General features: G+C 37.5%; 28 protein-coding genes. 11 read left to right on the forward strand and 17 right to left on the reverse strand.

Going from position 1 to position 25,108, the window contains the following annotated elements; all coding sequences use genetic code 11:
- Window positions 1-35: 35 nt before the first annotated feature.
- The 3 genes from AACH28_RS10180 to AACH28_RS10190 are packed head-to-tail and all read right to left on the reverse strand — an operon-like array spanning window position 36 to window position 1,366.
- Window positions 36-551 carry a hypothetical protein gene (locus AACH28_RS10180; RefSeq protein ID WP_341832878.1) on the reverse strand — a complete coding sequence of 172 codons (516 nt, stop codon included), beginning with the start codon at window positions 549-551 and terminating at the stop codon, window positions 36-38.
- Window positions 508-885, reverse strand: a complete 378-nt coding sequence (locus tag AACH28_RS10185) for a hypothetical protein (protein ID WP_341832879.1) — start codon at window positions 883-885, stop codon at window positions 508-510. The genes AACH28_RS10180 and AACH28_RS10185 overlap by 44 nt, the downstream gene beginning before the upstream one ends.
- The gene (locus tag AACH28_RS10190) at window positions 872-1,366 is read right to left on the reverse strand and encodes an N-acetylmuramoyl-L-alanine amidase (RefSeq protein WP_341832880.1); all 495 of its coding nucleotides are present in this window, start codon (window positions 1,364-1,366) and stop codon (window positions 872-874) included. Before AACH28_RS10190 ends, AACH28_RS10185 begins: the two co-directional genes overlap by 14 nt.
- Before the next feature lie 740 nt (window positions 1,367-2,106).
- On the opposite strand from AACH28_RS10190, the gene AACH28_RS10195 reads away from it, so the two are divergent.
- From AACH28_RS10195 to AACH28_RS10205, 3 genes are read left to right on the forward strand one after another with little or no spacing between them, the layout of a single operon-like run.
- Complete coding sequence (locus AACH28_RS10195; RefSeq protein WP_341832881.1) at window positions 2,107-3,003, forward strand: SIR2 family protein; 897 nt, start codon at window positions 2,107-2,109, stop codon at window positions 3,001-3,003.
- A 36-nt stretch (window positions 3,004-3,039) separates the two neighbouring features.
- A complete protein-coding gene (locus tag AACH28_RS10200; RefSeq protein ID WP_341832882.1) occupies window positions 3,040-3,894 on the forward strand; it encodes a DUF2071 domain-containing protein in 855 nt (284 codons plus the stop codon).
- A complete protein-coding gene (locus AACH28_RS10205) occupies window positions 3,891-4,172 on the forward strand; it encodes a hypothetical protein (RefSeq protein ID WP_075991365.1) in 282 nt (93 codons plus the stop codon). Before AACH28_RS10200 ends, AACH28_RS10205 begins: the two co-directional genes overlap by 4 nt.
- Window positions 4,173-4,232: 60 nt before the next feature.
- On the opposite strand, the gene AACH28_RS10210 is transcribed toward AACH28_RS10205, so the two are convergent.
- From AACH28_RS10210 to AACH28_RS10220, 3 genes are all read right to left on the reverse strand, one after another.
- Window positions 4,233-5,390 carry an NAD(P)/FAD-dependent oxidoreductase gene (locus tag AACH28_RS10210; RefSeq protein WP_341832883.1) on the reverse strand — a complete coding sequence of 386 codons (1,158 nt, stop codon included), beginning with the start codon at window positions 5,388-5,390 and terminating at the stop codon, window positions 4,233-4,235.
- A 107-nt stretch (window positions 5,391-5,497) separates the two neighbouring features.
- Window positions 5,498-6,673, reverse strand: a complete 1,176-nt coding sequence (locus AACH28_RS10215) for an IS4 family transposase (RefSeq protein WP_341830984.1) — start codon at window positions 6,671-6,673, stop codon at window positions 5,498-5,500.
- A gap of 105 nt (window positions 6,674-6,778) precedes the next feature.
- Entirely contained in the window at window positions 6,779-7,540 is a 762-nt protein-coding gene (locus AACH28_RS10220) for an AraC family transcriptional regulator (RefSeq protein WP_341832884.1), read from the reverse strand.
- 473 nt (window positions 7,541-8,013) lie between these two features.
- Here AACH28_RS10220 and AACH28_RS10225 point away from each other — a divergent pair, with 473 nt between their 5' ends.
- The 4 genes from AACH28_RS10225 (at window position 8,014) to nudK (ending at window position 11,065) form a co-directional block, all read left to right on the forward strand.
- On the forward strand, window positions 8,014-9,243 hold the full coding sequence (locus AACH28_RS10225) for a hypothetical protein (protein WP_341832885.1): 1,230 nt from the start codon (window positions 8,014-8,016) through the stop codon (window positions 9,241-9,243).
- A 31-nt stretch (window positions 9,244-9,274) separates the two neighbouring features.
- Window positions 9,275-9,547, forward strand: a complete 273-nt coding sequence (locus tag AACH28_RS10230; RefSeq protein WP_341832886.1) for a hypothetical protein — start codon at window positions 9,275-9,277, stop codon at window positions 9,545-9,547.
- Window positions 9,547-10,113: an AraC family transcriptional regulator gene (locus AACH28_RS10235; RefSeq protein ID WP_341832887.1), complete on the forward strand. Its 567-nt coding sequence runs from the start codon at window positions 9,547-9,549 to the stop codon at window positions 10,111-10,113. The genes AACH28_RS10230 and AACH28_RS10235 overlap by 1 nt, the downstream gene beginning before the upstream one ends.
- A gap of 370 nt (window positions 10,114-10,483) precedes the next feature.
- Window positions 10,484-11,065, forward strand: a complete 582-nt coding sequence (nudK, locus tag AACH28_RS10240; RefSeq protein ID WP_286752502.1) for a GDP-mannose pyrophosphatase NudK — start codon at window positions 10,484-10,486, stop codon at window positions 11,063-11,065.
- Between the two features lie 23 nt (window positions 11,066-11,088).
- Here nudK and AACH28_RS10245 read toward each other — a convergent pair whose 3' ends face one another.
- The 7 genes from AACH28_RS10245 to AACH28_RS10275 form a co-directional block, all read right to left on the reverse strand.
- Window positions 11,089-11,421, reverse strand: a complete 333-nt coding sequence (locus AACH28_RS10245; RefSeq protein ID WP_341832888.1) for a hypothetical protein — start codon at window positions 11,419-11,421, stop codon at window positions 11,089-11,091.
- Window positions 11,422-11,653: 232 nt separating this feature from the next.
- Complete coding sequence (locus AACH28_RS10250; protein ID WP_341832889.1) at window positions 11,654-11,914, reverse strand: Ada metal-binding domain-containing protein; 261 nt, start codon at window positions 11,912-11,914, stop codon at window positions 11,654-11,656.
- 10 nt (window positions 11,915-11,924) lie between these two features.
- Entirely contained in the window at window positions 11,925-12,638 is a 714-nt protein-coding gene (locus AACH28_RS10255; protein ID WP_341832890.1) for a 2OG-Fe(II) oxygenase, read from the reverse strand.
- 171 nt (window positions 12,639-12,809) lie between these two features.
- The gene (locus AACH28_RS10260) at window positions 12,810-13,241 is read right to left on the reverse strand and encodes a MarR family transcriptional regulator (protein WP_341832891.1); all 432 of its coding nucleotides are present in this window, start codon (window positions 13,239-13,241) and stop codon (window positions 12,810-12,812) included.
- A 46-nt stretch (window positions 13,242-13,287) separates the two neighbouring features.
- Window positions 13,288-13,923 (reverse strand): nitroreductase family protein, encoded by a 636-nt coding sequence (locus AACH28_RS10265; protein ID WP_341832892.1) that lies wholly within the window; start codon window positions 13,921-13,923, stop codon window positions 13,288-13,290.
- A gap of 12 nt (window positions 13,924-13,935) precedes the next feature.
- On the reverse strand, window positions 13,936-14,304 hold the full coding sequence (locus AACH28_RS10270) for a DUF1304 domain-containing protein (protein ID WP_286752496.1): 369 nt from the start codon (window positions 14,302-14,304) through the stop codon (window positions 13,936-13,938).
- 3 nt (window positions 14,305-14,307) lie between these two features.
- Window positions 14,308-14,733 carry an organic hydroperoxide resistance protein gene (locus tag AACH28_RS10275; protein WP_341832893.1) on the reverse strand — a complete coding sequence of 142 codons (426 nt, stop codon included), beginning with the start codon at window positions 14,731-14,733 and terminating at the stop codon, window positions 14,308-14,310.
- Between the two features lie 167 nt (window positions 14,734-14,900).
- Here AACH28_RS10275 and AACH28_RS10280 point away from each other — a divergent pair, with 167 nt between their 5' ends.
- The 3 genes from AACH28_RS10280 (at window position 14,901) to AACH28_RS10290 (ending at window position 17,044) form a co-directional block, all read left to right on the forward strand.
- Window positions 14,901-15,815, forward strand: coding sequence for a helix-turn-helix transcriptional regulator (locus AACH28_RS10280; RefSeq protein ID WP_341832894.1), 915 nt, complete (start codon window positions 14,901-14,903; stop codon window positions 15,813-15,815).
- Between the two features lie 93 nt (window positions 15,816-15,908).
- Complete coding sequence (locus AACH28_RS10285) at window positions 15,909-16,448, forward strand: SDR family NAD(P)-dependent oxidoreductase (RefSeq protein ID WP_341832895.1); 540 nt, start codon at window positions 15,909-15,911, stop codon at window positions 16,446-16,448.
- Between the two features lie 29 nt (window positions 16,449-16,477).
- Complete coding sequence (locus tag AACH28_RS10290; RefSeq protein WP_341832896.1) at window positions 16,478-17,044, forward strand: Crp/Fnr family transcriptional regulator; 567 nt, start codon at window positions 16,478-16,480, stop codon at window positions 17,042-17,044.
- A 110-nt stretch (window positions 17,045-17,154) separates the two neighbouring features.
- Here AACH28_RS10290 and AACH28_RS10295 read toward each other — a convergent pair whose 3' ends face one another.
- The 3 genes from AACH28_RS10295 to AACH28_RS10305 form a co-directional block, all read right to left on the reverse strand.
- Window positions 17,155-18,390, reverse strand: coding sequence for a porin (locus AACH28_RS10295; protein WP_341832897.1), 1,236 nt, complete (start codon window positions 18,388-18,390; stop codon window positions 17,155-17,157).
- 296 nt (window positions 18,391-18,686) lie between these two features.
- Window positions 18,687-20,222 carry a RagB/SusD family nutrient uptake outer membrane protein gene (locus AACH28_RS10300; RefSeq protein ID WP_341832898.1) on the reverse strand — a complete coding sequence of 512 codons (1,536 nt, stop codon included), beginning with the start codon at window positions 20,220-20,222 and terminating at the stop codon, window positions 18,687-18,689.
- Window positions 20,223-20,233: 11 nt separating this feature from the next.
- A complete protein-coding gene (locus tag AACH28_RS10305) occupies window positions 20,234-23,479 on the reverse strand; it encodes a TonB-dependent receptor (RefSeq protein WP_341832899.1) in 3,246 nt (1,081 codons plus the stop codon).
- A gap of 474 nt (window positions 23,480-23,953) precedes the next feature.
- On the opposite strand from AACH28_RS10305, the gene AACH28_RS10310 reads away from it, so the two are divergent.
- A complete protein-coding gene (locus tag AACH28_RS10310) occupies window positions 23,954-24,313 on the forward strand; it encodes a VOC family protein (RefSeq protein ID WP_088160471.1) in 360 nt (119 codons plus the stop codon).
- 55 nt (window positions 24,314-24,368) lie between these two features.
- On the opposite strand, the gene AACH28_RS10315 is transcribed toward AACH28_RS10310, so the two are convergent.
- On the reverse strand, window positions 24,369-25,061 hold the full coding sequence (locus AACH28_RS10315; protein WP_088160470.1) for an energy transducer TonB: 693 nt from the start codon (window positions 25,059-25,061) through the stop codon (window positions 24,369-24,371).
- Window positions 25,062-25,108: the final 47 nt, after the last annotated feature.

Raw genomic sequence — 25,108 nt, forward strand, 5'->3', positions numbered from 1 at the left:
CATTAAAAATAATAGCAACATTTTTTAATCGGAAACTACCAAGACTCAACAAACTTACGTTTCTTTATCCACCAAATAATCAAACCGACCAATACACCGCAACCCATTAAAAAATAAAGAAGGCTTGACACCGCTGGTTTTGAAACCTCTTTTGATTGTGCTTTGCGTAGCTCCATTTTCGTTTCAATTTGTTGACGACTTTCTACCTTCTGAGCTTTCCAATTGGTACCGAACCTACTCTCAAGCTGCAGCTTTTCAGCAGAATGTTCCTTTTTCGTATAGACTTTTCCCTTATGTAGCTGAACAGCACCATCCTGCATAATCTGGATCCCTTCACCTTCAATTTGCATCACATATTCATCTGTTACCAAAGCCTCTTTGTCTGATCGAACAATTTGTATATGTTCCGTGCTCTGTGCTATAGTAGCATAATTGGTATTTTTCTCTTTGATACCAAACTCTTGTGATCCCTTGGTTTTCTCAACTTTTCTAAACAAACCGCAGCTGCTAACCAGTAGCAGCATTGCGATTATCTGTAGTGTATTCTTCATTTTTAACGCACTTTAATTCAACCTGTAACCTATTATAAAGTTTCATGAGATCATCATATTTCACTTGCAAATCCGCTAAGGTTTTAGCGCAAGACGTACGTTCGTCATTTGCCAAACGTAACCCTTCATTAAGATCTTCAATGATCGTCCGTAATTGCTCAATATCTTTCTCCAATCTATTGGCATATCCTTCCCATTTTTCAATTACCTTTCCGGCATTCTCAACATTTGTTGCCTCCACTTCGGCTTGCTGCTTGGGCTTTCCAACAAAATACCCCCCTACAGCTGTCACTACAGGGATAATCAATTTCTCCAAAATCTCAAGTAATTCCATTATAACTTCCTTTTGTTAACGATTTAAATTTTTCCCAGGGAAACTGTATCCCTGGATCCTCCTTTCTTCCAGGCGCAATATCCGAATGTCCCAAAATCTCCCGAATTGAATAAGTACGGACAATTGTTTTACACACAGCTATCGCCACATTGATCTGTTTTTCGGTGTAGCTCTCCGTACCTTTATTTTGCAATTCAATTCCAATGCTACAATTATTCAAATCTCTTTGAGCGGCCCAGGTACTAAGGCCCGCATGCCAACATTTAATATTAAATGGGGCCAATTGTGTTACAACACCATCACGGCTGATATGAAGATGGGCAGAGACCTTGCTCCGGGAATCAGTCATCCAATCAATTGCACTCGTTGCATTGGATGCACCATCGTAGTGCATAATGATATAAACGGGTTTAATAATTCCACCTTTGTTTGGTGTATCTCTATAAGCAACACCGATCAATTTGTTTTCTTTAATTTCCATATCACGAACTTTTTTATGACTTAACCTGTTTCTACGCTAAAAAAATTGCCATTGTGTATTAAGAAAGGGAAACACACTTTATCAATCGTTATTTAGCTTCTATTTTTATACAAAGTTAAGTGTGATCCTTTGTCGCAGAACGCCCTATTAGCTGGATGTAAGCGGTAGGTTACAGATACCGAATATTACACAGAATTTTCTTCGGTGTACGCGTTCACCAAAAGTGAGTTTAACAGGACTAACTCTTCATAGTCCCCTCAAAAGCAAACAATAACACAACAAAATATTACTGAAATTTATAAGGGAACATGTTACCCAGACCGTGATATCATTGTCAAGCCATCTCACAACAGACCTCACATCATTGACGAGGCATCAAACATTTCCTGTGCTGCTTTGTTATTTGTTTGTTATAGCAGATGAGTTATACCGTGAAGGCTAGGAAGTTGGTTCGCCTAGCCTTTTTTGACGAATAAAAACAAACATATCTGACTGATCCGCCCACCGCAATGACATAATCATTTTACAGAGGTTTCAATTTACACGATATTGCTTCCATGGCCCTGCATACAATAGCATCTACAGTACCATCACAAATCTAGTTGACATACATCCTACGATTTTTTATTAAATTCGTAGGAGAGAAATCTAAATTCAATAGATTGTTTGTTACATTCAAAAATGCGATTGATCGACATCGTCATTTGACTTTACATGCATGAATCTTGATTTATAATACAATGAACAAGTTTGCTTTATTAGTCGGAAACGACATTAATAATATTTCACCAGGAATAAGCTGGAGTGATTTGCTACACAACATCAAAGAAAAGTATAAAGTCAGCTCATTAGAAAATGGACAAAAACCTTTTCCTATGTTGTATGAGGAAATATTCCTTAACGCAATTCGAGAAAAACATATTAATGAAAGAGATCTTAAAACCTATATATCGGATTGCGTCTCTCAAATCAATCAAAACGAAATACACCAATTAATTCGGGATCTTTCGATCGAAAACATAATCACCACTAACTATGAATTCAGTTTAGAAGGAGAAATCGCCACAGCAAATACCGGCTTAATCCGTGAAACGACCTACAGTGTATTTCGTAAACACCAAATCGGCAACACGAGCTATTGGCATATACACGGTGACTGCCTAAATCCATCTTCCATTAACCTAGGTTATGAACATTACTGTGGCCAATTGCAAAAAATGAGGGATTATGTGGTTAATGGGACAAATTATAATTCACAAACGGTCTACAAGGCTGCATTAATTAAAAGATTAAGCCGAAAAAAGGATACTAAACTCCAATCCTGGATTGATTTATTTTTCACACAGGATATCCACATTCTAGGTCTATCGCTTGATTTTGTAGAAATAGACCTTTGGTGGCTGCTAACCTATCGCGCCAGAAATAAGTATTATAGACGAAGCGCCTTTATTGAAAATCAACTCTTTTATTATACAACTAAAAAATGGTATGCACTCTCCAAAGATAAAATGCAATTACTTCAAGCAAACGACGTTGAAATTGTCGTTATTGACGAAACCAATAAAACTAAATACTACAAGAAAGTCCTCGCAGGCATAAAAAATAGATATAAGCTACCCAGCAAAATATTAAGTTGAGCCACAGAGCAATTCATAGATTTTCAGCTTGTTATTATGTCATTAATAGAAAAAGAATTTCGCGCTGCCAAACTAAACAAATTTACATTAAGCATTGAAAACTTTCTGAATAGTCTATTCTTGAGGAAAACAAAGTTTATACTTACCAAGCCCTTTTCAACAATAAAATTGAAAAGTGAAATTAGCCATGTAGTTTATTTAAACTGGATGGTGCCTCTCGCCAAAATTCAACAATTCGTCCCCCCAGGAATTGCCCTCGATCCTGTCGGTGACCATGTTTTATTTTCAGTGCTAACTTACCGCCATGGCCATTTCGGCCCTGCAAAACTATATTATTTAAAATCCTTATATGGGTCACCTCTACAGAGTAATTGGAGACTTTACATCAGTCAAACCCAAGAGCAATTTAAAGTGCCTACAGTCCTATTTCTCGCAAATGTAATGAGTAGCCAGATCTATTGCATCGGTAGTCGTTTATTCAGTAGCATGATGTATACACATCAACCTTTGGCTTTCCAACATAACCATATCGGCGTTCAAACTCACACCAAAATAATCCCTGGAAGAAGCAATGCACCAGACTTGGAGGTTGTTTGCCACCCCTGTGATCACTGGAATATTCCAAGTCAATTTCTCCAGCTGTCGAAAGATATCAATCAACTCCTGAATAAAATAATTATTCAGGACCAAGCCTTAACTCCACTGGAAAATAGCCTATTCCGACAGGCGAATATTGGGTTAATGTTCGATCCAAAAGACATAAGACCTTTAAAAATTGATTTCTTTAAAAGCGAAACATTAGCTGATATTGTTCAGCATGAAAAGTGTTTTGCTTTCGAAATACCAGCGGTCTCATTTTTTATGCATCACGAAAAAACAATAAAATTATGAACTTTATCGATTTTAGTATAGCTGTATTGCTCGCGAACGCGATGCCCCATTTTATTTTTGGAATAACAAAAGTTCGCTTCTTGGGGCTTTTTGGTTATACGGCAACGGCAAATATTTGTTATGCACTATGCCAATGTATAGTCGGAATCGGTCTGTTTCATCACAAATACGGGCTAGATAAACTTTTTAGCAATGGTTTTGCACTTGGCAGCACATTAGTTCTGATACTTTATTTTATTTTCGGTAGCTTACTGCTTGTGAAGTTCCAGAAAAAATAAATATTCATTTTCTGGAAACTCCCTTTGTTGCTCCATACAGCTTTAGGCGATTTAAGGTTGTTAATCCCCCGATGGATGGGTAAAAAATTCCAACATGGCAGATAAAGCAGTAGCCGAATGCATGCGATCACTATTTTCCAATGTATCCTGTGTTGCTTCTGTCCCCCTTCTTATCATGTCTTTTTCAAAATAAGATAATGCTTTCAGCAAAGATTCATGTTTCCCATTTGTCAGGCATTCAGCCAACTCGAAGGCATCCTGCATTGCTACATTCGCCCCCTCACCAGCAAATGGCGGCATGCGATGAGCTGCATCTCCGATCATTGTAAGGTTAGTCTGTGTTTCCCAGTGTTGATCAAGAGCAAAATAATATTGGGGACGGGGTATAAACTGTACATTGTCATTCACAAAAAACTCATCCCAAACCGTGGTCCATCCAGGGAAATGATCTTTAAACCATTGAGATACTTGCTTATTGTCCTTAAAATCAATTCTAGCCTTATTATAATCATCTTCTAGAATCTTTGTACTTGCAACAAACATCATTGAACCGTCACCTTTTGTACCATATCCGATAAATTGTTCCGCTCCAAAAGCCATCACTTTACCACCGTTCGCCAATTTAAAAAGATGAGGAGCATTCTTTTCAGCATCATAGATATTTCCCTCAACCAATGTAATTCCCGAATATATAGGCGTTAGATTACTTAAGTAAGGACGTACTCTTGAATTTGCTCCATCTGCTGCGATCACCAGATCGGCATATGCATCCACTGCATGTTTAAAATGCAACAACCAACCTTCACCATATCTTTCCATTGCAACGAATTGACTATCCCAAACAACGGTATGCGATTCCAAAGCATTCAATAAGATATCTCGCAAAGGGGCTCGGTCTATTTCCGGCCGATTTTCGGCGACTGACTGCTCTTCATCATGGTCATCAAATTTTACGATGAGATCCTGATCAACAATACGCAGCTTACTCGCAGTCGGTCGATGATATTTATAGAACTCTTCTATTAATCCTGCACGTTTCATCGCTTCAAGTCCCGTCCCTTCGTGAAGATCCAAAGTAGAGCCCTGTACACGAACTTCAGGATTTAAATCCCGCTCATAAACGGCTACATCAGCCCCCTTTAACTGTAATAATCGAGCTAACGTAAGACCGCCAATTCCACCGCCAATTATGGCTATTTTTTTATTTTCTATTAACATCTTATTTGTTTTAAAATTCATCACATCTGTCCTAAATAAATTTTAGGATTGGATTTCTGTGGTACAGGCATAGCTTTTTTCATCATTTCGATATTGACCCCTATTTTTCAATCTGCGAAGATCTTTAGCTGTCCCTTTTTTCCTTTTATAGGCGGCCTGAGAAAGGGATCATCTATCCATTGCCAGATGTTTATCTTCACGAAGATATTCATTCTGATGAATGCGACCAGATTGGACAGGTTCCAGTCATATTTGGCCTTTTTTTGTAAGTATTTTAACAGTAATATGCCAATGAGTGAAGTCCAGATCTGGATCATCACTGCATTTTCAGAAGTCCCTATGAATGTCGATACTTTTAAGCGCTGCTTTAGATGCTTGAAGAAGACTTCGATATGCCAGCGTTGTTTATAGATGTTTGCCACCAAAGAAGCCTTCCACTTCGTATTATTGGTCAAAAAGTGGTACTCATTGCCAGTGGTGCTGTCCCAAAAGTGGACTAGGCGTAGCGGCTTGCCGTTGTATTTATTGCAGGCAGCACCGGATAGCTCAATGAGCTCATCCTTAAGGATCCCCTTTTCCATGAGTGCTTCACTCTGATAGGACTTGATAACCTTGTACTTCATATTAACTTTACTCCTGGTAACGAAGTAACACCCCCTGCTGTCCAAATCCCCAAGCCAGCTGTAATCCACGTAGCCACGGTCCACTACCACCACGCTTCCCTTGGAAAAACTGTAACTACCGGCTCGCTGGCTCTCATGTACTTTTCCATCGGTAATCTGCATAAAAACAGGTAGGCAGCCATCATAATCCAAGACAGTGTGCAGCTTTACGGCACCTTTGGTGCTGCGAAACTTTGCCCAGTCAAATACAGATAGACATAAGGGGATGATGCTTGCATCCATCAGATATACTTTACGCTTTAGCTGAACAAGATCTTTGCGAAAATGGGTGTCCTTTTGCCAAAGCCTATCCAAAACAGAATAGTAAAGATCTTTGAAAAGTTCATGGGTACGGTGTGTGTTGATATAGGATATATTAGACTTACTTGGAGCTCTTACTACACCTAAGTGGTTCAGATTACCAGTGGTACTGCGTAGACCGTTACTAATATCACGAACCGAATCTGCCGAGGAAAAATGACAGAAAAGCATACTGACTAGATGCGTCCAGCTGTTGATCCCTTTCTGATGTTTGTCACTTTTGTGCTTTGAAACCAAATCTTTGAATAATTCGCGGTCGATAAGAGATAAAATCTGACTAAAAACATTTAAATTTATCATGGTGGTGTGTTATAATTTTGTGATTTAAATATAGCGATCTCGCTATATCAAAACACCGCCATTTTTTAAACGTTTAGGACGCAAGTGAAAATTCATAAAACAAAACTATTGAGATGTAAGTGATGATAATAGTATAAATCGGTCGTTTTTATTTTTTAACAGCTCTTTGGGAACTACTCCCGAAAATTTCTTAATCTCTTTAATAAAATGGGTCTGATCGAAAAAATGTTCCTCTGGAAAAAGTTTCCCTTTTGCAATGTGATTCAATGAGGACCTAAAACGTAAAATATTACAGTACGACTTTAAAGAAAGTCCAAATTGCTGATTAAAATAACGATTGATTTGCCTGCTGTTCCAAAAAATATGTTCTGAGAGTTCGGCAACTGAAATCGCTCCCTTACGCTGATAGATCAGTTCAAATAACTTACGCTTTCTCTCATCAATCATAGAAGGAAGAAGTGACTTAATAATTTGCACAGATTTAACAACAAACAAGTCAAAATCAACTAAATCCAATTCACAAAAGCCCCAAAAATCAGTCGAAAGAAACTTACCCGTATTGATGATACCGGCAATACTTTCTTTTAAAATATACTCCGCTCCAAGCAATTTAAAGCTGATACAAAATAGTTGTCCGTCAATAGGAATAGTCGCTTCTTCATGGGGCATTGTTCCTAGACCAAGTAAAACGATCCGAAAGTTATCTTCAGAAGATTTGAAAAGAAACAAATCAACACGTCCATCTGGCAAACCGATGGTTTCCTTTATAACGCCAGATTCATTACGCAAACACCAAAAGCTATCCACAAAACTTGCGATCGCTTCATCAGGCTTAACTATTGTATATTGTAGGCCATCTTCCATCATCAATTGTCCTTATCATTCGTATTTTGAGTATACTAATTGATATAACAACATAAAATTAACGATTAAATCTTAAGTTTACTTATTGTCTAAAACCTGAACAATAAGGTCTTGACTTCATCACCAACGAACATATTTCCCCTACTAAGCCACAAGATCATGAAACAATGAATAACTTGCGCTACGCAACCGTTCTTACTGAAAACGATTGGCTGTTAAAGTCAATGAAATTACACGTTCAAATCTTTCGCAATTGATGAATTAAACAAGGGGTACAAGGACGGATTCCACATCATAAATACAAGTCAAAAAGACATTTATAAATCAGAAAACCAAATATTTACGACATATAAAATATTTTTTTTAAATCGATTTTGAGAAATAAAAAAAATAGATCATTTTTGCTATCATTTAGCTAAGATTAACAGGGAAAGTAAGACCGTAAGATACTATCATTTATTTATTATTGATTCTATATGTCATTTAAGAGAATTGCCTATTTCTTTTTGGGATTTTTGTTATTTATTGGTTGTAAAAGAGATATTCATCCAGGAATTGTACCACCTGATCCCGAAGTCATTGAAAAAGATAAATTACCCATTCCTACAGGTTTCACAAGTGATCTAGGTTCAATAAAAATTAATACAATTGCCAATGCAAACCAACCCGGCGAAGAATTCCCAGGCTGGATACGCGATATCTCTGGCAATAGTGCGAGTTATTGCCACCCAGATGTTGAATATTTCCCTGCCGGTTTCAAAGGATACAAATATTGGATGGTATTTACGCCATATTTTGGCATAATCGGGTCAGACCGTACCGCCTCACTCTATGAAAATCCGACTGTGGTAGTTTCTAATGATGGAAAAGAATGGATTACTCCGGCAGGATTAATAAATCCTATTCAACGACGTCCGGCACTAGAAGATTCTTTCATCCAAAAGGACGGCAGCCCTAATCAAGGTTATTGGTCCGATGTAGACTGGAATTTCAACGGTGAGGAATTCGAACTATATTATAGAGGTTGCTTTTTCTCAAGCAAAATTTTAAAAAAATGGGGTGCCAAAAGCGCAAACAACAATAAAAAATTAAATGAAGAAGCTGAACGTGTTATTGTAAGACAAACATCAAAAAATGGGATTGACTGGACACCGCTGGAACTCGTTTATAATAGTAATGAACCTACATCTTTCCAAGATAACCATATCCTTTCACCAACATTTGTGAGAAATTCGAAAAACCTAACGACGAGTTACGAAGTGGATTTCATGCCAAGCTACAAAGCTCCAATTATGACCAATATCCTATCGCGTATTTCTACAAATGGCTTAGATTTTACCGCTTATCGCGACAGTAAGAAAGTTGAATTTATGAATAAACCTTGGCTAGAATTCAGCAAGGGATATTCGACTTGGCATCTGCAAGGCTCTTATATTGACGGGTATTATTTTCTATGTCTGGCAATTGGAAACGTCGATCGATTTACCTCAGATATGAATTATCTAGCCTATTCAAAGGATGGTCTACACTTTCGCGTCTTCGAAAAACCTTTAGCCGCGGGCAATGTATACCGCTCTTCTGTATTCCCAAAAACCTCTTCCTCAAAAAGCATTGAATTTGGTGCTGTTATTGGTTACAAGTCCGGAGCCTTTGGCTACCGTGAATTCACCATCAACAAACAGGTATTGGAAGATGGTTTAAAATAAAACACCTATATTTAGGTTCAAAATCATTTCGATGGAGTTATTTCCGACAATAGATATTCAAGAATTTAGAAAAGACCAGCTTGGAGGTAATCAAGGATATCTATACTCGGAATTACGTGGTGAACATCATATAGCGCGTCCACATCAGCATCACTTTTTTTTATTGGTACTTTTTGACCAAGCAGAAGGTGTTCATACGATTGATTTTAAAGATTATCACATTGATCGTCATCAAATCCATATCCTGTTTCCAAAGCAAGTTCATAGCTGGAAATTAGGGCCAATACCACTGGCTTCCAATTGATGGTCGATAGGGAATACTTCGAGAAATTTTCGCCCAATTTCCGTTTTTCATTCGCTTGCTATCAACGTAATCCTGTTATCTCACTCTCCAACGAAACATTTGCTCTACTTTATTATGAATTTAATGCGATAAGAAAAGAACTTGAGGACCACAATTGCGTTCCTGCTATTATCTATTCTGGCACAGCTGTGATCGCATCGATACTAAGCAAAGAGGTACAAAAGGTAGTCCAAAATGAACAAAATAATGAATCCAATCCACGTCTCTTAAAGTTACAGGAGTTAATTGATATCCATTTTCGGCAGGAGAAGTCGGTATCTTTCTATGCGAAAGAACTTAATATATCCACCCCGCACCTTACTAAAATCTGCCGTCAAAAGCTCGAAGTATCTCCAAGCCAGCTCATTCAGCAACGAACTATCTTGGAAGCAAAACGATTGTTAAAAGCAACCGATCTATCTATCAAAGAAATTTCGTTCGAACTTGGTTTCGTGGACTCTCCTTACTTCTCCAATTTCTTCAAACAACATACAGGTCTGAATCCAAAGCACTTTAGAACGAACTGAGGCTCGCCAATACCTAGCATAAATTAAATTTTGCTCCAATACTTTTCCGTTAAAAATAAATAGCAAGTCCATTTGCGAAACAAAAACTTGTTATTTTCACATAAAAATACCATTATCAATGATTTTTGAATTTATTAACCTTGTAGTGGACGCAATTCTTTTCATCTTTGGCCAAGGTTCCATTAACGAACGGCCAGAGAAAGAAAAAATAATTTCAAATTTGTGCCTCTCTTTGATGCTAGTTACTGCTTTGGTTGTTACGCTACTTCGCCACAGTCGGATTGCACCAGTTGATTTCTTTCTCTTAGTTTTTCCTGCTTAGTTTGGATTGCAATTCTTATTTTTATCTTTTGACTTTAACGCGCTAAAAATGGCAATAAAAGATATTAAAATTGTAAAAACTGAAATTCTATCAGACAACTGGTACACTTTAAAAAAAGTGACTTATCAATACAGCAAACCCGATGGCACGATACAGCAACAAAGCCGAGAAGCTTATGATCGTGGCAATGGAGCTGTCATTTTACTCTATAATACCAGTACTCAAACAGTCATATTAACAAGACAATTTCGAATACCCACCTACATCAACGGGAATGAATCAGGTATGCTTATCGAAGCTTGTGCAGGTCTTCTTGATCAAGATTCTCCCCACGACTGTATACGCAGGGAAACAGAAGAAGAAACAGGCTATCAGATTAAGGAAGCAAAAAAGATCTTTGAAGCTTATATGTCTCCAGGTTCTGTAACTGAAATTCTACATTTTTTTATAGCAGAATACACCAATAACATGAAAGTTGGCGATGGCGGTGGTTTAGAAGAAGAGGAAGAGCATATTGAAATTTTAGAAATCAATATCGAAGAAGCACTACATATGATTGATACAGGTGAAATCAAAGATGGAAAAACCATTATGCTACTACAATATATTCGTTTAAAAAATATACTGTAGACGCCTATTTTAGATGATTAGGGCTACTGATTAACTTTCTCAAAGATAAACTTTGGGTCTTGGAAATTGACGGTTGAAGGTATATAATGTGGAATTCCCATATACACTTGCTCCGTTCCTGTACCTAAAATATACAGAGACCCTTTTTTTAATAAAACAAAGGGTCTTCTTTTTTTCTGTCCCCAGCCAAATGGCGTATAATAATAGTCCCCAAGCAATGTGTCTTTTTGGATATTCCCGCGAATGTCTCCCGAATCAACCTCACCTCCAGGTCTATAAAAGAACAATTTACCATGAAAACGGTTCTCAAAAAGATTAAGATCCAAACGGGCACTGTCTCGTTCACTATGAGCCATATAACTCAATACTTTAGTATCTCGCCTCCCCTCTTCACAGCTTATCAACAGCAGAGCCGAAAAAATAAAATAAACAGCAATCGAATATAAACGCATTTTTCTTTTGATCTACGATAATTAATCCCGTCTCAAGATAAACACAAAATTCAACAATATACAAGGAATTTGACATAAGATGCTTTTTCCAAATTTGATTTACTTAGATTCTCTATATAATCAAACTTAATGCGAACTACACTTTATCAAATCTTTTATTTTCTTCCTTCCATTCAACGTAGTTCGCTTTTAAGCAGTGCCCACAAGGGCGATATTGATGTTTTAGCGCTTCTTGCTCAGTGGAAAAAAAGACCCTGTTCTCCCGCTTCATCCGTTTTCCCGAAATACAGCAAAGCAATCCATAAATTTTTAGCTTTTCATTGCCACCAAAGTGAATTTCTCCCGCTCGAATCTTGGCATGCAATGAAGCATCTGTAATATTTTTATGCCATTCCATTGTGTGGGATTTATTTTTCGGCATCATGAAAAATAATACCCAACGCATGGCGTTCACCTGCTGTGACTTCACTCACCCCATGTTTCATATTAACCCTAAAATAACCCGTTCGTCCTTTCTCAGGCCTAAAATTTGTTGCGAATAAAACGAGATCACCTTTTTTAGGTTTCAAAACAACTGCCTTTGATTGAGCCCTCGGAACTTGTTGTGTTAATACAAATTCTCCGCCCATAAAATCGACTCCTGGCTCATTTAACATCAAAACCACCTGCATCGGAAAGTAAACCGCTCCATACAAGTCTTTATGTAGCGTATTGAAACCTCCTTGACCATATTTCAAAATCAATACTGTTGCCTTTTCCTGTCCTTTCAAACGGCAATCCGTCAAAAGGTCTTCATGTTTCAATGAAAATGATATATCGATTTTCAGCGCACGAAACCAGGCATTAGCAATGACGGTAAGATAGGAATAAAGTTGAGATCGAATCGTTTGAATCAACTTAGGTAGTGGGTAGTCAAAATATTTATACTCCCCTAATCCGAATCGATGCCTTTCCATAACGACAGTTTTACGGTAGAGCGTCGAATCGCTATACCCTTTTTTTAATAGATCGCATTGTAAATCTGTCAATAGATTTGGAATGACTACATAGCCCTGTTTATGCATTTCTTCTGTAATCGCAGGCCAATCTAGATTTTCTATGTTTTGAATGACATTTTCCATACCACGAATCTCCACATTATAGTCCTGTCAAAAAATCCGAAATATGCTAAAATGATGTATAATAAAAGGCACGTGAACATTTATAGCTCAAGACAATCCATATCAAAAAAAAAGGATTAAATACAGGCAGGTGTATTTAATCCTTTTTTTTGATATCATATCGTATAAAAACTAGCTGTTTCCAACATTATTCACGATTTTTTCTGCCAAGGCTTTAAGCTGAACCATATCAGCATAGTCGAGCTTTAAGGCTTCAAAAATCTGCATGGGAACACAATTTGCCTTTTCTTTTAATTGTAATCCTTGCTTTGTAAGTTTGATTTTGACTACCCTCTCGTCAGTTTTACTTCGTGTTCGAGTAAGCAAAGCTTTAGTCTCCAAGCGCTTCAATAGTGGCGTAAGCGTTCCATTATCCAGAAATAACTTAGTTCCTAATTGATTTACTGTTTGCTCATCATTCTCCCATAAAGCCATCATGGTGATATACTGTGGATAGGTCAAGTCAATCTCTTCAAGAATAGTTCGATACTGCTGCATAATTTCCCTATGTAGCACATACACTGAAAAGCAAAGCTGTTTATCTAATTTTAATAAATCATCCATCTTGCAAAGATATTGAGTTTTCGAGGGATTGAAAGAGAATAATCAACTATTTATACTCAACGACAAACTCTTCCTTGGGTACTCGAACCTTTTTCATTGACGAAATCCAATTTCTCGAAGAGTCCGCCACACCAACATACATCAATGAAACGCTTTTAAGTCCATGTTTTTCTAATTGTAAAACCTCATCCACGACGCGGTTATCGAAGCCCTCGGCAGGCGTGGAATCAACGCGGAGTTCCGCTGCTTGAGCCAAAGCTAAACCTAAAGCAATGTAAGTCTGTCTTGCCGTGTGCGCAAAATTTCTTTCTGCAGCTTCATTCAGATAAATAGATTTTAACTTGTCCGTATAGGAGCCAAAGCGTCCCCTTGGCAAATCCCGTTCATCTGTAGTAAAATCATAAACTTTATCAATACGTTCTTCTGTATAACGATCCCATGCAGCGAAAACAAGCACATGTGAGCATTCACGCATACAGTCTGGATTTAGTGCTCCTTTTGCCAATTCTTCTTTCAATGCCTGATTTTCAACAATCAATATTTTAAATGGCTGTAAGCCCGAGGAAGTCGGTGCAAAGCGCGCTGCTTCAACGATTTTATCTATATTTTCTTGACTAACTTTTTTTGTCGGATCGTATGCTTTCACAGCATGACGCCATTGTAAATCTTCTATTAATGACATATAATTATATTTTTATTTTACGAGTATAACGGATAACAACGCCAACAATGCAGGAACTCCTTGTACAAAAAATATCTTTTTGCTCGCTGTAATTCCACCAAAAATACCGGCAACAAGGACACATCCTAAAAAGAACAGGCGTACATTGTGACTCCAGATGGGGTCATTGATAAAAAAAGACCAGGCTAAACCTGCAACGAGAAAGCCATTGTAGAGCCCTTGATTTGCAGCAAGCCCCTTCGTTGGCTTAAATAATTCTGCCGGGAGAGCCTTTCCAAAACTACGTTTTCCTGCAGTTTCCCAAGCAAACATTTCCATCCATACAATGTATACATGTTCTAAAAGTACGAGTGCTGTAAGCACGTTGGCAATATAATTCATATATTATTCGTTAGTTGATACCGTCAATTTGACATCCATATTACCCCTAGTTGCATTTGAATAAGGGCACACTTGATGTGCTTTTTCAATTAATTGTTGTGCTAACTCTAAGCTTACGCCAGGTATATTTGCATGTAATTCTGCAGCCAATCCAAAACCACCATTATCCAATTGTCCAATACTCACATGTGCAGTTACCGAAGTCTCTCCAGTTTTTACTTTTTCTGACCTAATGACCAAATTCAAGGCACTATCAAAACACGCAGCGAAACCTGCAGCAAAAAGCATCTCTGGATTGGCATAATCATCATTCGCACCTCCTAGTCCTTTTGGCATACGAACAGCTAAATCCAGTACACCATTTTCACTTCTTACCTGACCGTTTCGTCCTCCTTTGGCTGTCGCGCCGATGTTATATAACGTTTTCATATTTCAATTTGTTTTGTTTGTACAAATGTATGGCAAGAAATTATATTGTGAAAAATATAATATTGCAATTTACATTAAGATGAGAATAGCAAAATCTCAAAAACATAACTGCGAGTATCGAATGTAATTTAAAACCAGTACATTTGATTATTGCAAATCGAGTTTAAATGAAAACAACTTCCATTGAACAGTTTTATCAGGAGATCAATGCGAGCATCCCAAAAGAGATCGCAAGAGAGATTGGTCATTTTAATGTATTCAACTTTGAGGAACTTGCAGCTACATTAAAAGATAAACCGATCATGCCCTACAATAAGCGTACGTACTATAAAATAAGCTTAATCACAGGGAAAAACACGGCTGAATATGCCGACAAAGTGATCGAAATCGATGAATCAGCACTTGTATTTGCTACCCCAAAAGTTCCTTACCATTGGATACCGAAAGATGAGCATCAGAAGGGTTATTTCTGCGTTTTCACCGATGAATTTCTAACCCGAAATAAAAGTGGTGTTAACATAGATGATCTCCCTATCTTTCAACCGGGCTGCCTTCCGATTTTTCAATTATCAGAAGAACAACGTATTGAAATAGAGGAAATCTTCGTAAAAATAAATAAAGAGCTTTCTTCAGAGTACGTCTTTAAATACGATCTGCTGCGAAATTATGTTCTTGAGATCATTCATTATGGGCAAAAGCTGCAACCCAAAAGTATAACAAATCCCACACATAATGCCTCTAATAGAATAACCTCATTATTTATAGAATTGCTAGAAAGACAATTTCCCATTGAATCTCCAATGCAACGTTTACAACTACGGACAGCTAATGATTTTGCGGAACGACTTGCCATACATGTCAATCACCTGAATAAAATTTTAAAGGAAAATACGGGAAAAACAACCAGCCATGTCATTGCAGCCAGAGTCACACAGGAGGCAAAAATTTTACTGCGACAAACCGATTGGAATGTCTCTGAGATTGCTTATTCACTTGGCTTTGAGGAGATCGCTCATTTTTCCAATTTTTTCAAGAAGCAAACCGGCTTTGCCCCAAACATTTTTCGTTCTCAATCGTTATAATTTGAATTTCGCAAATATCCATTTGTATTTCGCAAGTTAAAGTATAACTTTTCGGAGGATCTTTGTGCTGTTGGATCTTTAAAACAAATTAAAATGGCTACAAGTAAAATAGCATTGGTAACAGGCGGAAGCCGTGGTTTAGGTAGAAACATGGCTGTTAGCCTTGCAAAAAAAGGAATCGATGTCATTCTAACCTACAATAGCAATCAGGAGGAAGCAGATCATGTAGTTGCTACGATACAATCTTTAGGTCAGCATGCAGCTGCATTCCAATTGGATGCAGGTAATGTGCAGTCTTTTGATCTCTTCATCGAAGGAGTTACACAGCATATAAAACAAGAAACAGGACAACCAAACTTCGATTTCCTAATCAATAATGCCGGAACAGCATTATATGCCCCTTTCATGGAAACTACGGAAGAGCAATTCGATACAGCTTATAATATCCATTATAAAGGGGTATTTTTTCTCACGCAGAAAGTTCTTCCCTATTTGAACGATGGTGGACGTATTATCAATATTTCTTCTGGTCTCGCACGTTTTGCATTTCCGGGATCATCTGCCTATGGCTCGATGAAAGGAGCAATCGAGGTACTGACGAGGTATCAACAGGACCTCAACGTGAAGAATTGATTAACTTAGCGAAGTAATATAAAGGTAACATGGAGCAATTACTGGAATACATCCGAAAATTTGGACAGCTCGATTTACGAGAAGAGAACTTAATTCGACAGGCATTCGAAAAAAAAAGTGTTCCAAAGTCAAGCTATTTTGTCGCTTGCGGTAAAATAAACAATAGCATTGCTTTTGTGGAATCGGGGGTATTCCGTTCGCTCTATTACAACAGTAAAGGTGACGATTTTACGCGTTATTTTATCTATGAAGGTCGTTTTATTGGAGATCTTCAGAGCTTCTTGGATCGAACACCGTCCAATGACTATATAGAATCCCTCACAGATACCGAGATCTGGAGCCTTGATTTTGACAATTTTACGCTCCTTGAAAAGGAAATTAAAGTTTGGCCATTGTTAATGGCCAAACTTTATGGTTTTGTAGTGGAAAGTAAGCTAAAAACGGCAAATACCATGATGAATCTCGATGCCAAAGACCGTTACCTCCTGTTCTTAAAGCTTTACCCTGGTTTGGCCAATCGTGTTCCATTAGCCATGTTAGCATCCTATTTAGGGATTACCGCATCATCCCTGAGCCGGATTCGGAAAAATATCTAGTCCCCTCGCAACATCTAAATCAAATCGCGCCCCCTAATGCATTAGTCACAGGAATACGAATCCTTTCGATCAACTCCGATCATTGCGATAAAATTGTAGCCTGAGTCAATTTACCAACGATAAAGCAACCTTGTTGTGAAGACATTATCTTTCAAATCAGCCGAAAAATTTGGTAAACTTGTGGTTTCGTTCGTTACATGCTCATTATATACGGTCAATTTTATCCTATTGTTAATCTGATATGCAAGACCATAACCCAACGTACTAAACTTAACATCTCCGTCGGCCGTAAAATTATCAGGCATGCCGATTGTCATGCCACTTGCTTTAGTATTTGGATCATAGACGTCATACGCTAACAGCGCAGTTATACCGGTCTTAGCAATCTCTTGCGTAAACCAAAGATAATATCCGTTAAATTTTCGTTGATAAAGGTCTGTTGTCGGTTGGGTCGTAAAACTTCTGCTTGCGTAAGGCCCTTTGATATCGGCACCAGCCGCTACCCCTGGCTGATCACCAGCAACATATTCTGTTTTAAAGCTGGACTTTCCCAAGCTACTATCAAATTCCAACTGTAAATTGGCACCATAATAATTCCGACCGATCGCCCTGCCTTCATTCTCGTCGCTGGTATGTGCTGTATAACCATTGCTATTGGGCGTATAATAAGTTTTCGTATCATTACGAACCGAACCTTTATAGAATGAGGCACCAAATCCCAAATGAAGTTTTTTATCCGCTAGGCTATCAAATTTAAAAGCAAGATTACCGATCAGATCTTTTTTGGAATCATAATCTTTAGCCGAATGGCCACTACCATTCACCAAGGCTAAATCTAAGTTTAAGAATTTAGCTTTACCGCCAGGGTGATAGCTTACCATCCCTCCAAGATCACGTTCGCGTGGCATCAGAGTCTGAAATACACGTGCCCGTTCCGGAAAATCACGATAGCCGGATGAGTACACAATAGAGTATCCAAAAGGTCTATTGAAAAGACCCGCCGTTAAACTTAGGCCTTTTTGGCTTGGGTGACGCAATTGAATAAAGGCATCCATCAGTTGCACACCGTCTTGAGTAGCGTCCAATTGAAAGACAATACTGGAGTACGTATCCACGCGGTCAATTTTAAGACGTCCCCTGCGAATCATAAACCTGTTATCCGAATTCTTTGAAAAATCACCACCCGAAAAGGACGTAATTCCGGGAGATTGCGCTTTCTGAAACTGTGTCTGAAGGTACCCCGTAATCTTGATATCATGTGGATCATAGCTGGAGGGCGCATTATTATTTTGCGCAAGCGCTACGACGGGACCTATCAGGGCTAAGAGTAAAAGTGCTTTTTTCATTAGAATTTTAAATAAATTATCTTTTTCGCTTGTGATGATATGATACGAGTAGAATCATTTTTCCATCTTCTATTCCATCATCTTTCAACGGCGTAAAAATAGATTCTCAATATTAAGTTAATATTAATAAATTGTTAGTCTATTAATTTATATACATAAAATTAACGATTTAGTAATATATCTCGTAAGAGATAGGTCAATACAATGGTGACTCTCGCAATGTAGAGGTATCCTTAAAATAAAAAGGCCGATACAAATTGTACCGGCCTTTTAATCCTATTGATTTATACGTTGAATTATTTCAATCCCTTATTATAATCGCTTTCGCGAAGAGGGATAGACCAAGTCCACTTATTTTTATCTTGTGGATTAATTGTAACAGCTAAAGATGTAAGGAAATTACCCCCGTTTGCGTTATTTCTTCTCACAATAGTATCTCCCCAACGTTTCATATCAAACCAATCGAATCCTTCGCCCCATAGTTCAACTGCGCGATAAAGTTTAATTTCATTAAGTAGATCTGTCCCTGTTTTTGTACAAACATAATTCACATTCCTTCCTGAAGTAGCGTTTAATGTGTTAAGCACACCTTGAACTTCGCTTGCTGCTTTATTTTGGAAAAATTTCGCTTCAGCTTCAATGAGGTACATCTCGGAAGCCCTAAAGTGATTTAAGTTTCCAACACCTGGTAGATCATTCGCTTTAAACTTAAAATTCATGTAAGCGTATGGCACAGCGTTAGCCTGTAATTCAGGATATAAGGCAAATGCCCTAGCCTTCATCGTCGCTCCGGCCAATCCTGTAGCTGTTGTATACGCTTCGCCTTTCGGATCTAAGAAAAGATCTCTTCTAATATCTGTTGAAGGAATTTTATCGAACAATTCTCTACTGATACATTTTGGCGCTGTTCTAACAGCACTTGCCGATGAATTATATGCAATATACGATTGAAATGAATAGAAGTATAATGTTTCATCAGACGCACCGTAGCTACTCCAAATCCATTCTCCATTTGGATTTGCAAAGCCACTTTTATACTCCGCATTGTTCATCAATTTATAATTAGCACGCGCTAGAATTGCATATTTCTCAGCATTGACATAATCCTGCTTGTTCAAAGCAGCTCGAGCATAAACCGCATAAGCAACATCTTTATTCACTTGATAATTGGCATTTGGATTACGATTAATTTTTGAAGATTCATATAATGAAATAGCATCATTCAAATCCGTATAGATCAAATCATAAGTCTGGCCCAAGGTAGATAAAGGCATGTCTCCTGTTGACACATCTTTTCTTAAAACCAATCCATTTGTCTGCCCATTATTGGAATCACTCCATCTATTGCCATAGATCTGAGCTAACATCATGTAACTGTAAGCACGGTAAGTCAATGCTTGCGCTTTTATAAATTGTTTGTCGGCTAAGTTTCCATCCGCAGCATCAATATTTTCGACAATTTGATTTGCGTTACCAATGATCTTGTAGTAATAAAACCAAGGATAATACAGGTAAATACTTGTTAAGTTTTGATTATAATTTGCATTAATAATGTCTGCCCAGCCACTTAAGTTGACAAAAAAATTGTTTCCAGGATAGTTCCCATAGTACATTTTGATTGTCCCCTCTCCATTAAAGCCTTGGCTACCTAAATACTGTTGGGTCATCATTTTTGCCAAACCGTTAACGGCTACTTCAGCATTTTTTGTCGTCTCAAATACTTTAGAAAGCTCAACGGAATCTGTAGGACTTGTATTTAGATAGTCTTTTTTGCAAGAAGAAACAAGAATCATTCCTGCTAACAATACTTTTATATATTTATTATTTTTCATTGTTTGATTTCTTATAATCCAATTTTTACACCAAAAGAAATGGTACGTGGAGTAACCCAAGCATTTGTGCTGGTACCATTCCATTGCTGTTGCGGGTTCATTCCTTTACGTTTTGTCATTGTAGACAAGTTTTCAATTCCAGCAACAACTCTCACGGAAGACAAATCTATTTTACTAATCAATGTTTTTGGCAAACTATAACCTACCGCAATATTCTTGATAACCAAATATGATCCATCAGTTAAGAAACGATCACTAGTAGCATAATTATTCATACTACTTTGAGAAAAGTTGATAGAAGGGATACCATTTACATCCAACCTATCCGCCGAGGAGGCTGTCATTCCATCTGGAATACCGTTCCACGATTTCATGATATCCGTGTGCAGCGCACTTGGCGTACCGGACATGGCCATTAAACTAGCATAGGAAGAATCGTATATTTTACCACCGATAGCGTAAGTGAATAACGCTGAGAAGCTGAAGTTTTTATACTCAAAGCTGGTATTGAAACTTCCATTCATTTTAGGAATAACCGATCCAGACCAGCCCCTTAGACCATAGCTAGAAGCATTAGTTACATAGTATTTTCCATTAATTTCAACAAGTTCCGCTTTAGGGATCTCCGCTTTTCCTGGTGCAGAACCATTCACATTAAAACGCTCTGTATCTGCCAGGTAAAGTGAACGACCAGTCATCTGATCTACACCCGCATACTTAAACAACCAGAAGTCATAACGGCTTCCACCTTCAACCCATTTGAAATTACCAGTTACAATTCCGTTCTCCCTATTTTCTTCAGGTAGTGATAATATTTTATTCGTCAACCAAGTTGCATTCGCACCAACATTCCATCTCCATCCATCACCCTTTAACACGTCTACATCAAAAGTTAACTCGAAGCCCCTATTTGACATTGAACCAATATTCCTTGTTACTGTTGAAACTGCACTCGAAGATGATGTTGCTCCAGCAGACAATGGAAGATTAAAATCAAAAATCAAGTTTTGAGACTGCTTGTTAAAGTATTCAAAGCTTAAATTTGCTCGTTTAAATAACCGGGCTTCTACTGCCGCAGAGAACGAACTAGAGGTTTCCCAAATTAAGTCAGGTGAAGGGTTTTGGTTTTTAAATACCGCACCTGCATTCGCATTCTGGCTTAACTCATATAAGGATAAATAAGAATACTTACTTGCACTTTCATCATTACCTACTTCACCGTAAGATGCTCGAACCTTCAAATCATTAACAGTATTCAGCATATCTTTAAAGAAATCCTCTTTAGATACGCTCCAGCTACCGCCTAATGACCAAAAGTTACCCCAACGATTGTCTGGGCTGAATCGAGATGAGCCATCTCTTCTAAAAGATGCTTCCGCAAAATATTTACCCGCGTAATTATAACGAGCGCGAGACAAGAAACTTTCTACACGATAATCTTCTTGATAGTCATAAAGCGACGTGATTTTGGTAAAATTAACCATATCCGTTTGGCCTTCAAAAATTTCATCTGTTTTATAGCCATATAGATAACTCCAGTTGTCAGAATAATTCTCATGTCCTGCCAATATATCCAGATGGTGTAAACCAAAATCTTTGTTCCAAGTCAATAATTGTTGAACTGTATAGTTTTTGTAGCGATAAATATTCCTAGCCGCTCTACCCTGACCTGCACCATCCCCTATTATTGCGTTATTATACGTACGACGTTCTGAATTGCGAAGATTTAAATCACCGTTTAAAGTCAATGTAAAATCTTTCAGAAACTTGAATTCAAGAAAGCCTCTACCATTTACTGTATTACGAATCGTTTGGTCTCTGTTTAATTCATTTTCCCAAATGGTATGTCTTCCTACATATTGCAATCTTGTAGATTCACCGTTATCATACTGTATTTTTCCGGCCTCGTCCAATGCATAAGATCCGTCTGCGTTATGCAAATGAATTGGATAGATTGGTGCTATCGATCTTGCATAGTTATACGGATTAACAAATGAACTTGCATCGTCAGTAGAACCGCTAATTTGATTTGAGATCTGATGTGAACCTGCTAAGTTAAAGCCATACTTGAACCAATCTTTAGCTTGAAGTTCGGCATTTAATCGTCCAGTAAATCTTTTTAAACCCGAATTTTTAATGTATCCTTTCTCGTCCAGGTATCCTGTCGAATAAAAAACCTTTGCTTTATCTGTAGCGGTAGTTCCATCAATGTTATAATTTTGACGATGTCCAACGCGATCTACTTCTTTAAACCAATCCAAGTCGTCTGCATATCCACTTTTTATCTGGGCATCAGAGACAAGCTTTCCATTGGAATCAAATAATTTATCATCAGCTTTATCATAGATGTTTAATTTCAAATAATTGCTCACCAAAGATTTGGTTGCTTCATTATTTGCAGATTGAACTGTTGGATAGGATGCCGAATTGTTAGTTAGTAAACTATTTCTATATCCCTGCCACATGGCTTCCATAAATTGTCTATCATTCACGCGATCGTATTCGGCAATACCTCTCGAGTAGAAACCTTGGTCTGTTGAGATATTAACCTGAGAACGGCCAGCCTTACCCTTCTTGGTGGTAATAATAATAACCCCATTACTAGCCCGACTTCCATAAAGTGCAGATGATGAAGCATCTTTTAACACTGAAATACTTTCCACATCATTGGGGTTGATATCGGAAATATTACCACCAAAAGGTACACCGTCCACGACATACAGCGGGTTGTTAGATCCATTCAATGATGAAAATCCACGTATCCGTATACTAGGTTCTGCACCTGGCATACCAGAAGTATTGTTCAGTTGAATACCAGCAGCAGATCCCTCTAAAGCTGCAAATGCATTGGTAACTGGTCTCTTTTCGATATCTTTAGCAGAGACGGAGGTTACGGATCCAGTCACAGATTCTTTTTTGGCAGTACCATAAGCGACTACGACAACCTCATCTAATGCTGTATTCTGATCCTCTAGTGACACGTTGAATAATGACTGTCCATCTTTAACGATTATAGTCTTATCAGAATGACCGACATACCTGAAAACCATTACTTTACCAACAGGAACTGATAAAGAATATTTTCCATTTGCATCTGTTTGAGTAGCAATGTTTGATCCTTGAACAGCAATTGTAACTCCTACCAACGGTTTCCCGTCAGCGCCAGTTACACGACCGCTTACTTTCTTCTCTTGCGCAAAAGCAACAGACGACAGGATCATACTCCCCACGAAAAAACTGAGTAGTTTGTGTTTCATATGTTTATGTTTGTTTAAATAAGTAGTTTATCTAACTAAATACGATAAAAGCACCGAAGAAACTTTTAATATATGTTTTTCAAAAGTGATGAGCCCAACAGGCTAATACAGTTAGTGTACAAAACCAAACATGAAATGTTAAGGTTTTGTTAAAAGCAAAGATAAAACAATCTTTTAAAGATGCAACAAGAAGTTATAAATAGAATTAAAAAACTGGAAAACAAACGATATAAATCATAGTATTTCACACAAAAAAATAACACACAAAAACACTAAATACCAAACAATTACACAAACAACACACCTTAATCTAAAAAAGTAGCTATTTTTTTTTATGAAGTAACAATAAATACTGTAATATTTTGTATTTTTCATCATAAAACTACCCTTACAATCGATAATAATAAAAAAACACATGTAACTGCTATCAAAAAGACAAAACAATAGTTCGAACCAATAAAAGGCAAAAAAAAGATGAACTACAAAAGCTTAAATCCAATATTATATACAAAAAGCTTAGATCAAACTATTCAGTTCTATGCTGAAAAACTCGGGTTTACATGTGTTGAAAAAAACGAAGCATTGAACTGGGCTCTACTGCGAAGTGGAACCATCGAAATCATGTTTTCGCATCCTGGCGAAAGCATTGCTTTTGAAACAGCACAATTTACCGGGTCCCTTTATTTTAACATAGCGGATGTTGATAATTTATGGGAAAGTTTGAAAGATAATGTCAAAATATGTTATGAAATAGCAACTTTCGAATGGGGAATGCGCGAGTTTGCTATTTATGATAATAATGGATATGTGCTTCAGTTTGGTGAAAAAATATAGAGGCAGCAAAATACTTGCTACCTCTATATTACATAAAAATTCCTTTTTGATCTAACTAGATATGTGTTCTGAATTCTTTCAAATTCAATTTGAATGGAACAACAACAGAAGACTTTACAGCCTCCCCGTTTTGGGTTGCCGGCTTCCACTTACCTGCTCTGTTAAGGGCGCGTTGCGCACTCGTTAATACGCCATAACCAGGATCATCTTTTAATTTAACACCAGTAATTTTCCCATCTTCTTTCACAATAAAATTTAACTCATAGTCACCAGACAAACCTGCTTTCAGTGCTTCAGGTGGATATTGGAAATTTTTATAGAATTTTTCAATGAAAGTAGACATGCCTTCAATTGGTTCTGCTTTTACTATTGCAGCTGAATTTGCAGACTCTTTAAAGCTCAACACTTTGTAAGGAAAACGTACCCAAGAAGCAATCGGTTTTCCATTTTTCGTAGCAGGTTCCCAATCCCCAGACATTTTAACAGCCTTCAACAAACGTATCCCCATCCCTTTTTCAATATCCTTCGCGATATCAGCTGAATCAATTTTTCCAAATTCATTTACACGGATGTCCAATATGATTTCCCCTGAAATATCTTTAGAGATCTCACTATCCGTTAATTTGAAAGAACGATTGACCTGTTTGACAAAACTGTCATATCCTATTTTTGGTAGGGCTGCATTTTCCTGTCCAAAGGAGAATACGCAACTAAGCATTCCGATTAAGCTAAAAATTAGTGGTTTCATATCTTATTGTTTCAGAAAATTCACATTATTTAAAAGGGGAAATTCGA

Origin of the sequence: Sphingobacterium thalpophilum (genome assembly GCF_038396785.1) — a bacterium.
Taxonomy (GTDB): domain Bacteria; phylum Bacteroidota; class Bacteroidia; order Sphingobacteriales; family Sphingobacteriaceae; genus Sphingobacterium; species Sphingobacterium thalpophilum_A.

What these genes read in the sequence shown, in the direction of transcription:
- AACH28_RS10180 (WP_341832878.1), bottom strand. Translation starts at nt 551, where the DNA reads ATGAAGAATACACTACAGATAATCGCAATGCTGCTACTGGTTAGCAGC.
- AACH28_RS10185 (WP_341832879.1), bottom strand. Translation starts at nt 885, where the DNA reads ATGGAATTACTTGAGATTTTGGAGAAATTGATTATCCCTGTAGTGACA.
- AACH28_RS10190 (WP_341832880.1), bottom strand. Translation starts at nt 1,366, where the DNA reads ATGGAAATTAAAGAAAACAAATTGATCGGTGTTGCTTATAGAGATACA.
- AACH28_RS10195 (WP_341832881.1), top strand. Translation starts at nt 2,107, where the DNA reads ATGAACAAGTTTGCTTTATTAGTCGGAAACGACATTAATAATATTTCA.
- AACH28_RS10200 (WP_341832882.1), top strand. Translation starts at nt 3,040, where the DNA reads ATGTCATTAATAGAAAAAGAATTTCGCGCTGCCAAACTAAACAAATTT.
- AACH28_RS10205 (WP_075991365.1), top strand. Translation starts at nt 3,891, where the DNA reads ATGAACTTTATCGATTTTAGTATAGCTGTATTGCTCGCGAACGCGATG.
- AACH28_RS10210 (WP_341832883.1), bottom strand. Translation starts at nt 5,390, where the DNA reads ATGTTAATAGAAAATAAAAAAATAGCCATAATTGGCGGTGGAATTGGC.
- AACH28_RS10215 (WP_341830984.1), bottom strand. Translation starts at nt 6,673, where the DNA reads ATGATAAATTTAAATGTTTTTAGTCAGATTTTATCTCTTATCGACCGC.
- AACH28_RS10220 (WP_341832884.1), bottom strand. Translation starts at nt 7,540, where the DNA reads ATGATGGAAGATGGCCTACAATATACAATAGTTAAGCCTGATGAAGCG.
- AACH28_RS10225 (WP_341832885.1), top strand. Translation starts at nt 8,014, where the DNA reads ATGTCATTTAAGAGAATTGCCTATTTCTTTTTGGGATTTTTGTTATTT.
- AACH28_RS10230 (WP_341832886.1), top strand. Translation starts at nt 9,275, where the DNA reads ATGGAGTTATTTCCGACAATAGATATTCAAGAATTTAGAAAAGACCAG.
- AACH28_RS10235 (WP_341832887.1), top strand. Translation starts at nt 9,547, where the DNA reads ATGGTCGATAGGGAATACTTCGAGAAATTTTCGCCCAATTTCCGTTTT.
- nudK (WP_286752502.1), top strand. Translation starts at nt 10,484, where the DNA reads ATGGCAATAAAAGATATTAAAATTGTAAAAACTGAAATTCTATCAGAC.
- AACH28_RS10245 (WP_341832888.1), bottom strand. Translation starts at nt 11,421, where the DNA reads ATGGCTCATAGTGAACGAGACAGTGCCCGTTTGGATCTTAATCTTTTT.
- AACH28_RS10250 (WP_341832889.1), bottom strand. Translation starts at nt 11,914, where the DNA reads ATGGAATGGCATAAAAATATTACAGATGCTTCATTGCATGCCAAGATT.
- AACH28_RS10255 (WP_341832890.1), bottom strand. Translation starts at nt 12,638, where the DNA reads ATGGAAAATGTCATTCAAAACATAGAAAATCTAGATTGGCCTGCGATT.
- AACH28_RS10260 (WP_341832891.1), bottom strand. Translation starts at nt 13,241, where the DNA reads ATGGATGATTTATTAAAATTAGATAAACAGCTTTGCTTTTCAGTGTAT.
- AACH28_RS10265 (WP_341832892.1), bottom strand. Translation starts at nt 13,923, where the DNA reads ATGTCATTAATAGAAGATTTACAATGGCGTCATGCTGTGAAAGCATAC.
- AACH28_RS10270 (WP_286752496.1), bottom strand. Translation starts at nt 14,304, where the DNA reads ATGAATTATATTGCCAACGTGCTTACAGCACTCGTACTTTTAGAACAT.
- AACH28_RS10275 (WP_341832893.1), bottom strand. Translation starts at nt 14,733, where the DNA reads ATGAAAACGTTATATAACATCGGCGCGACAGCCAAAGGAGGACGAAAC.
- AACH28_RS10280 (WP_341832894.1), top strand. Translation starts at nt 14,901, where the DNA reads ATGAAAACAACTTCCATTGAACAGTTTTATCAGGAGATCAATGCGAGC.
- AACH28_RS10285 (WP_341832895.1), top strand. Translation starts at nt 15,909, where the DNA reads ATGGCTACAAGTAAAATAGCATTGGTAACAGGCGGAAGCCGTGGTTTA.
- AACH28_RS10290 (WP_341832896.1), top strand. Translation starts at nt 16,478, where the DNA reads ATGGAGCAATTACTGGAATACATCCGAAAATTTGGACAGCTCGATTTA.
- AACH28_RS10295 (WP_341832897.1), bottom strand. Translation starts at nt 18,390, where the DNA reads ATGAAAAAAGCACTTTTACTCTTAGCCCTGATAGGTCCCGTCGTAGCG.
- AACH28_RS10300 (WP_341832898.1), bottom strand. Translation starts at nt 20,222, where the DNA reads ATGAAAAATAATAAATATATAAAAGTATTGTTAGCAGGAATGATTCTT.
- AACH28_RS10305 (WP_341832899.1), bottom strand. Translation starts at nt 23,479, where the DNA reads ATGAAACACAAACTACTCAGTTTTTTCGTGGGGAGTATGATCCTGTCG.
- AACH28_RS10310 (WP_088160471.1), top strand. Translation starts at nt 23,954, where the DNA reads ATGAACTACAAAAGCTTAAATCCAATATTATATACAAAAAGCTTAGAT.
- AACH28_RS10315 (WP_088160470.1), bottom strand. Translation starts at nt 25,061, where the DNA reads ATGAAACCACTAATTTTTAGCTTAATCGGAATGCTTAGTTGCGTATTC.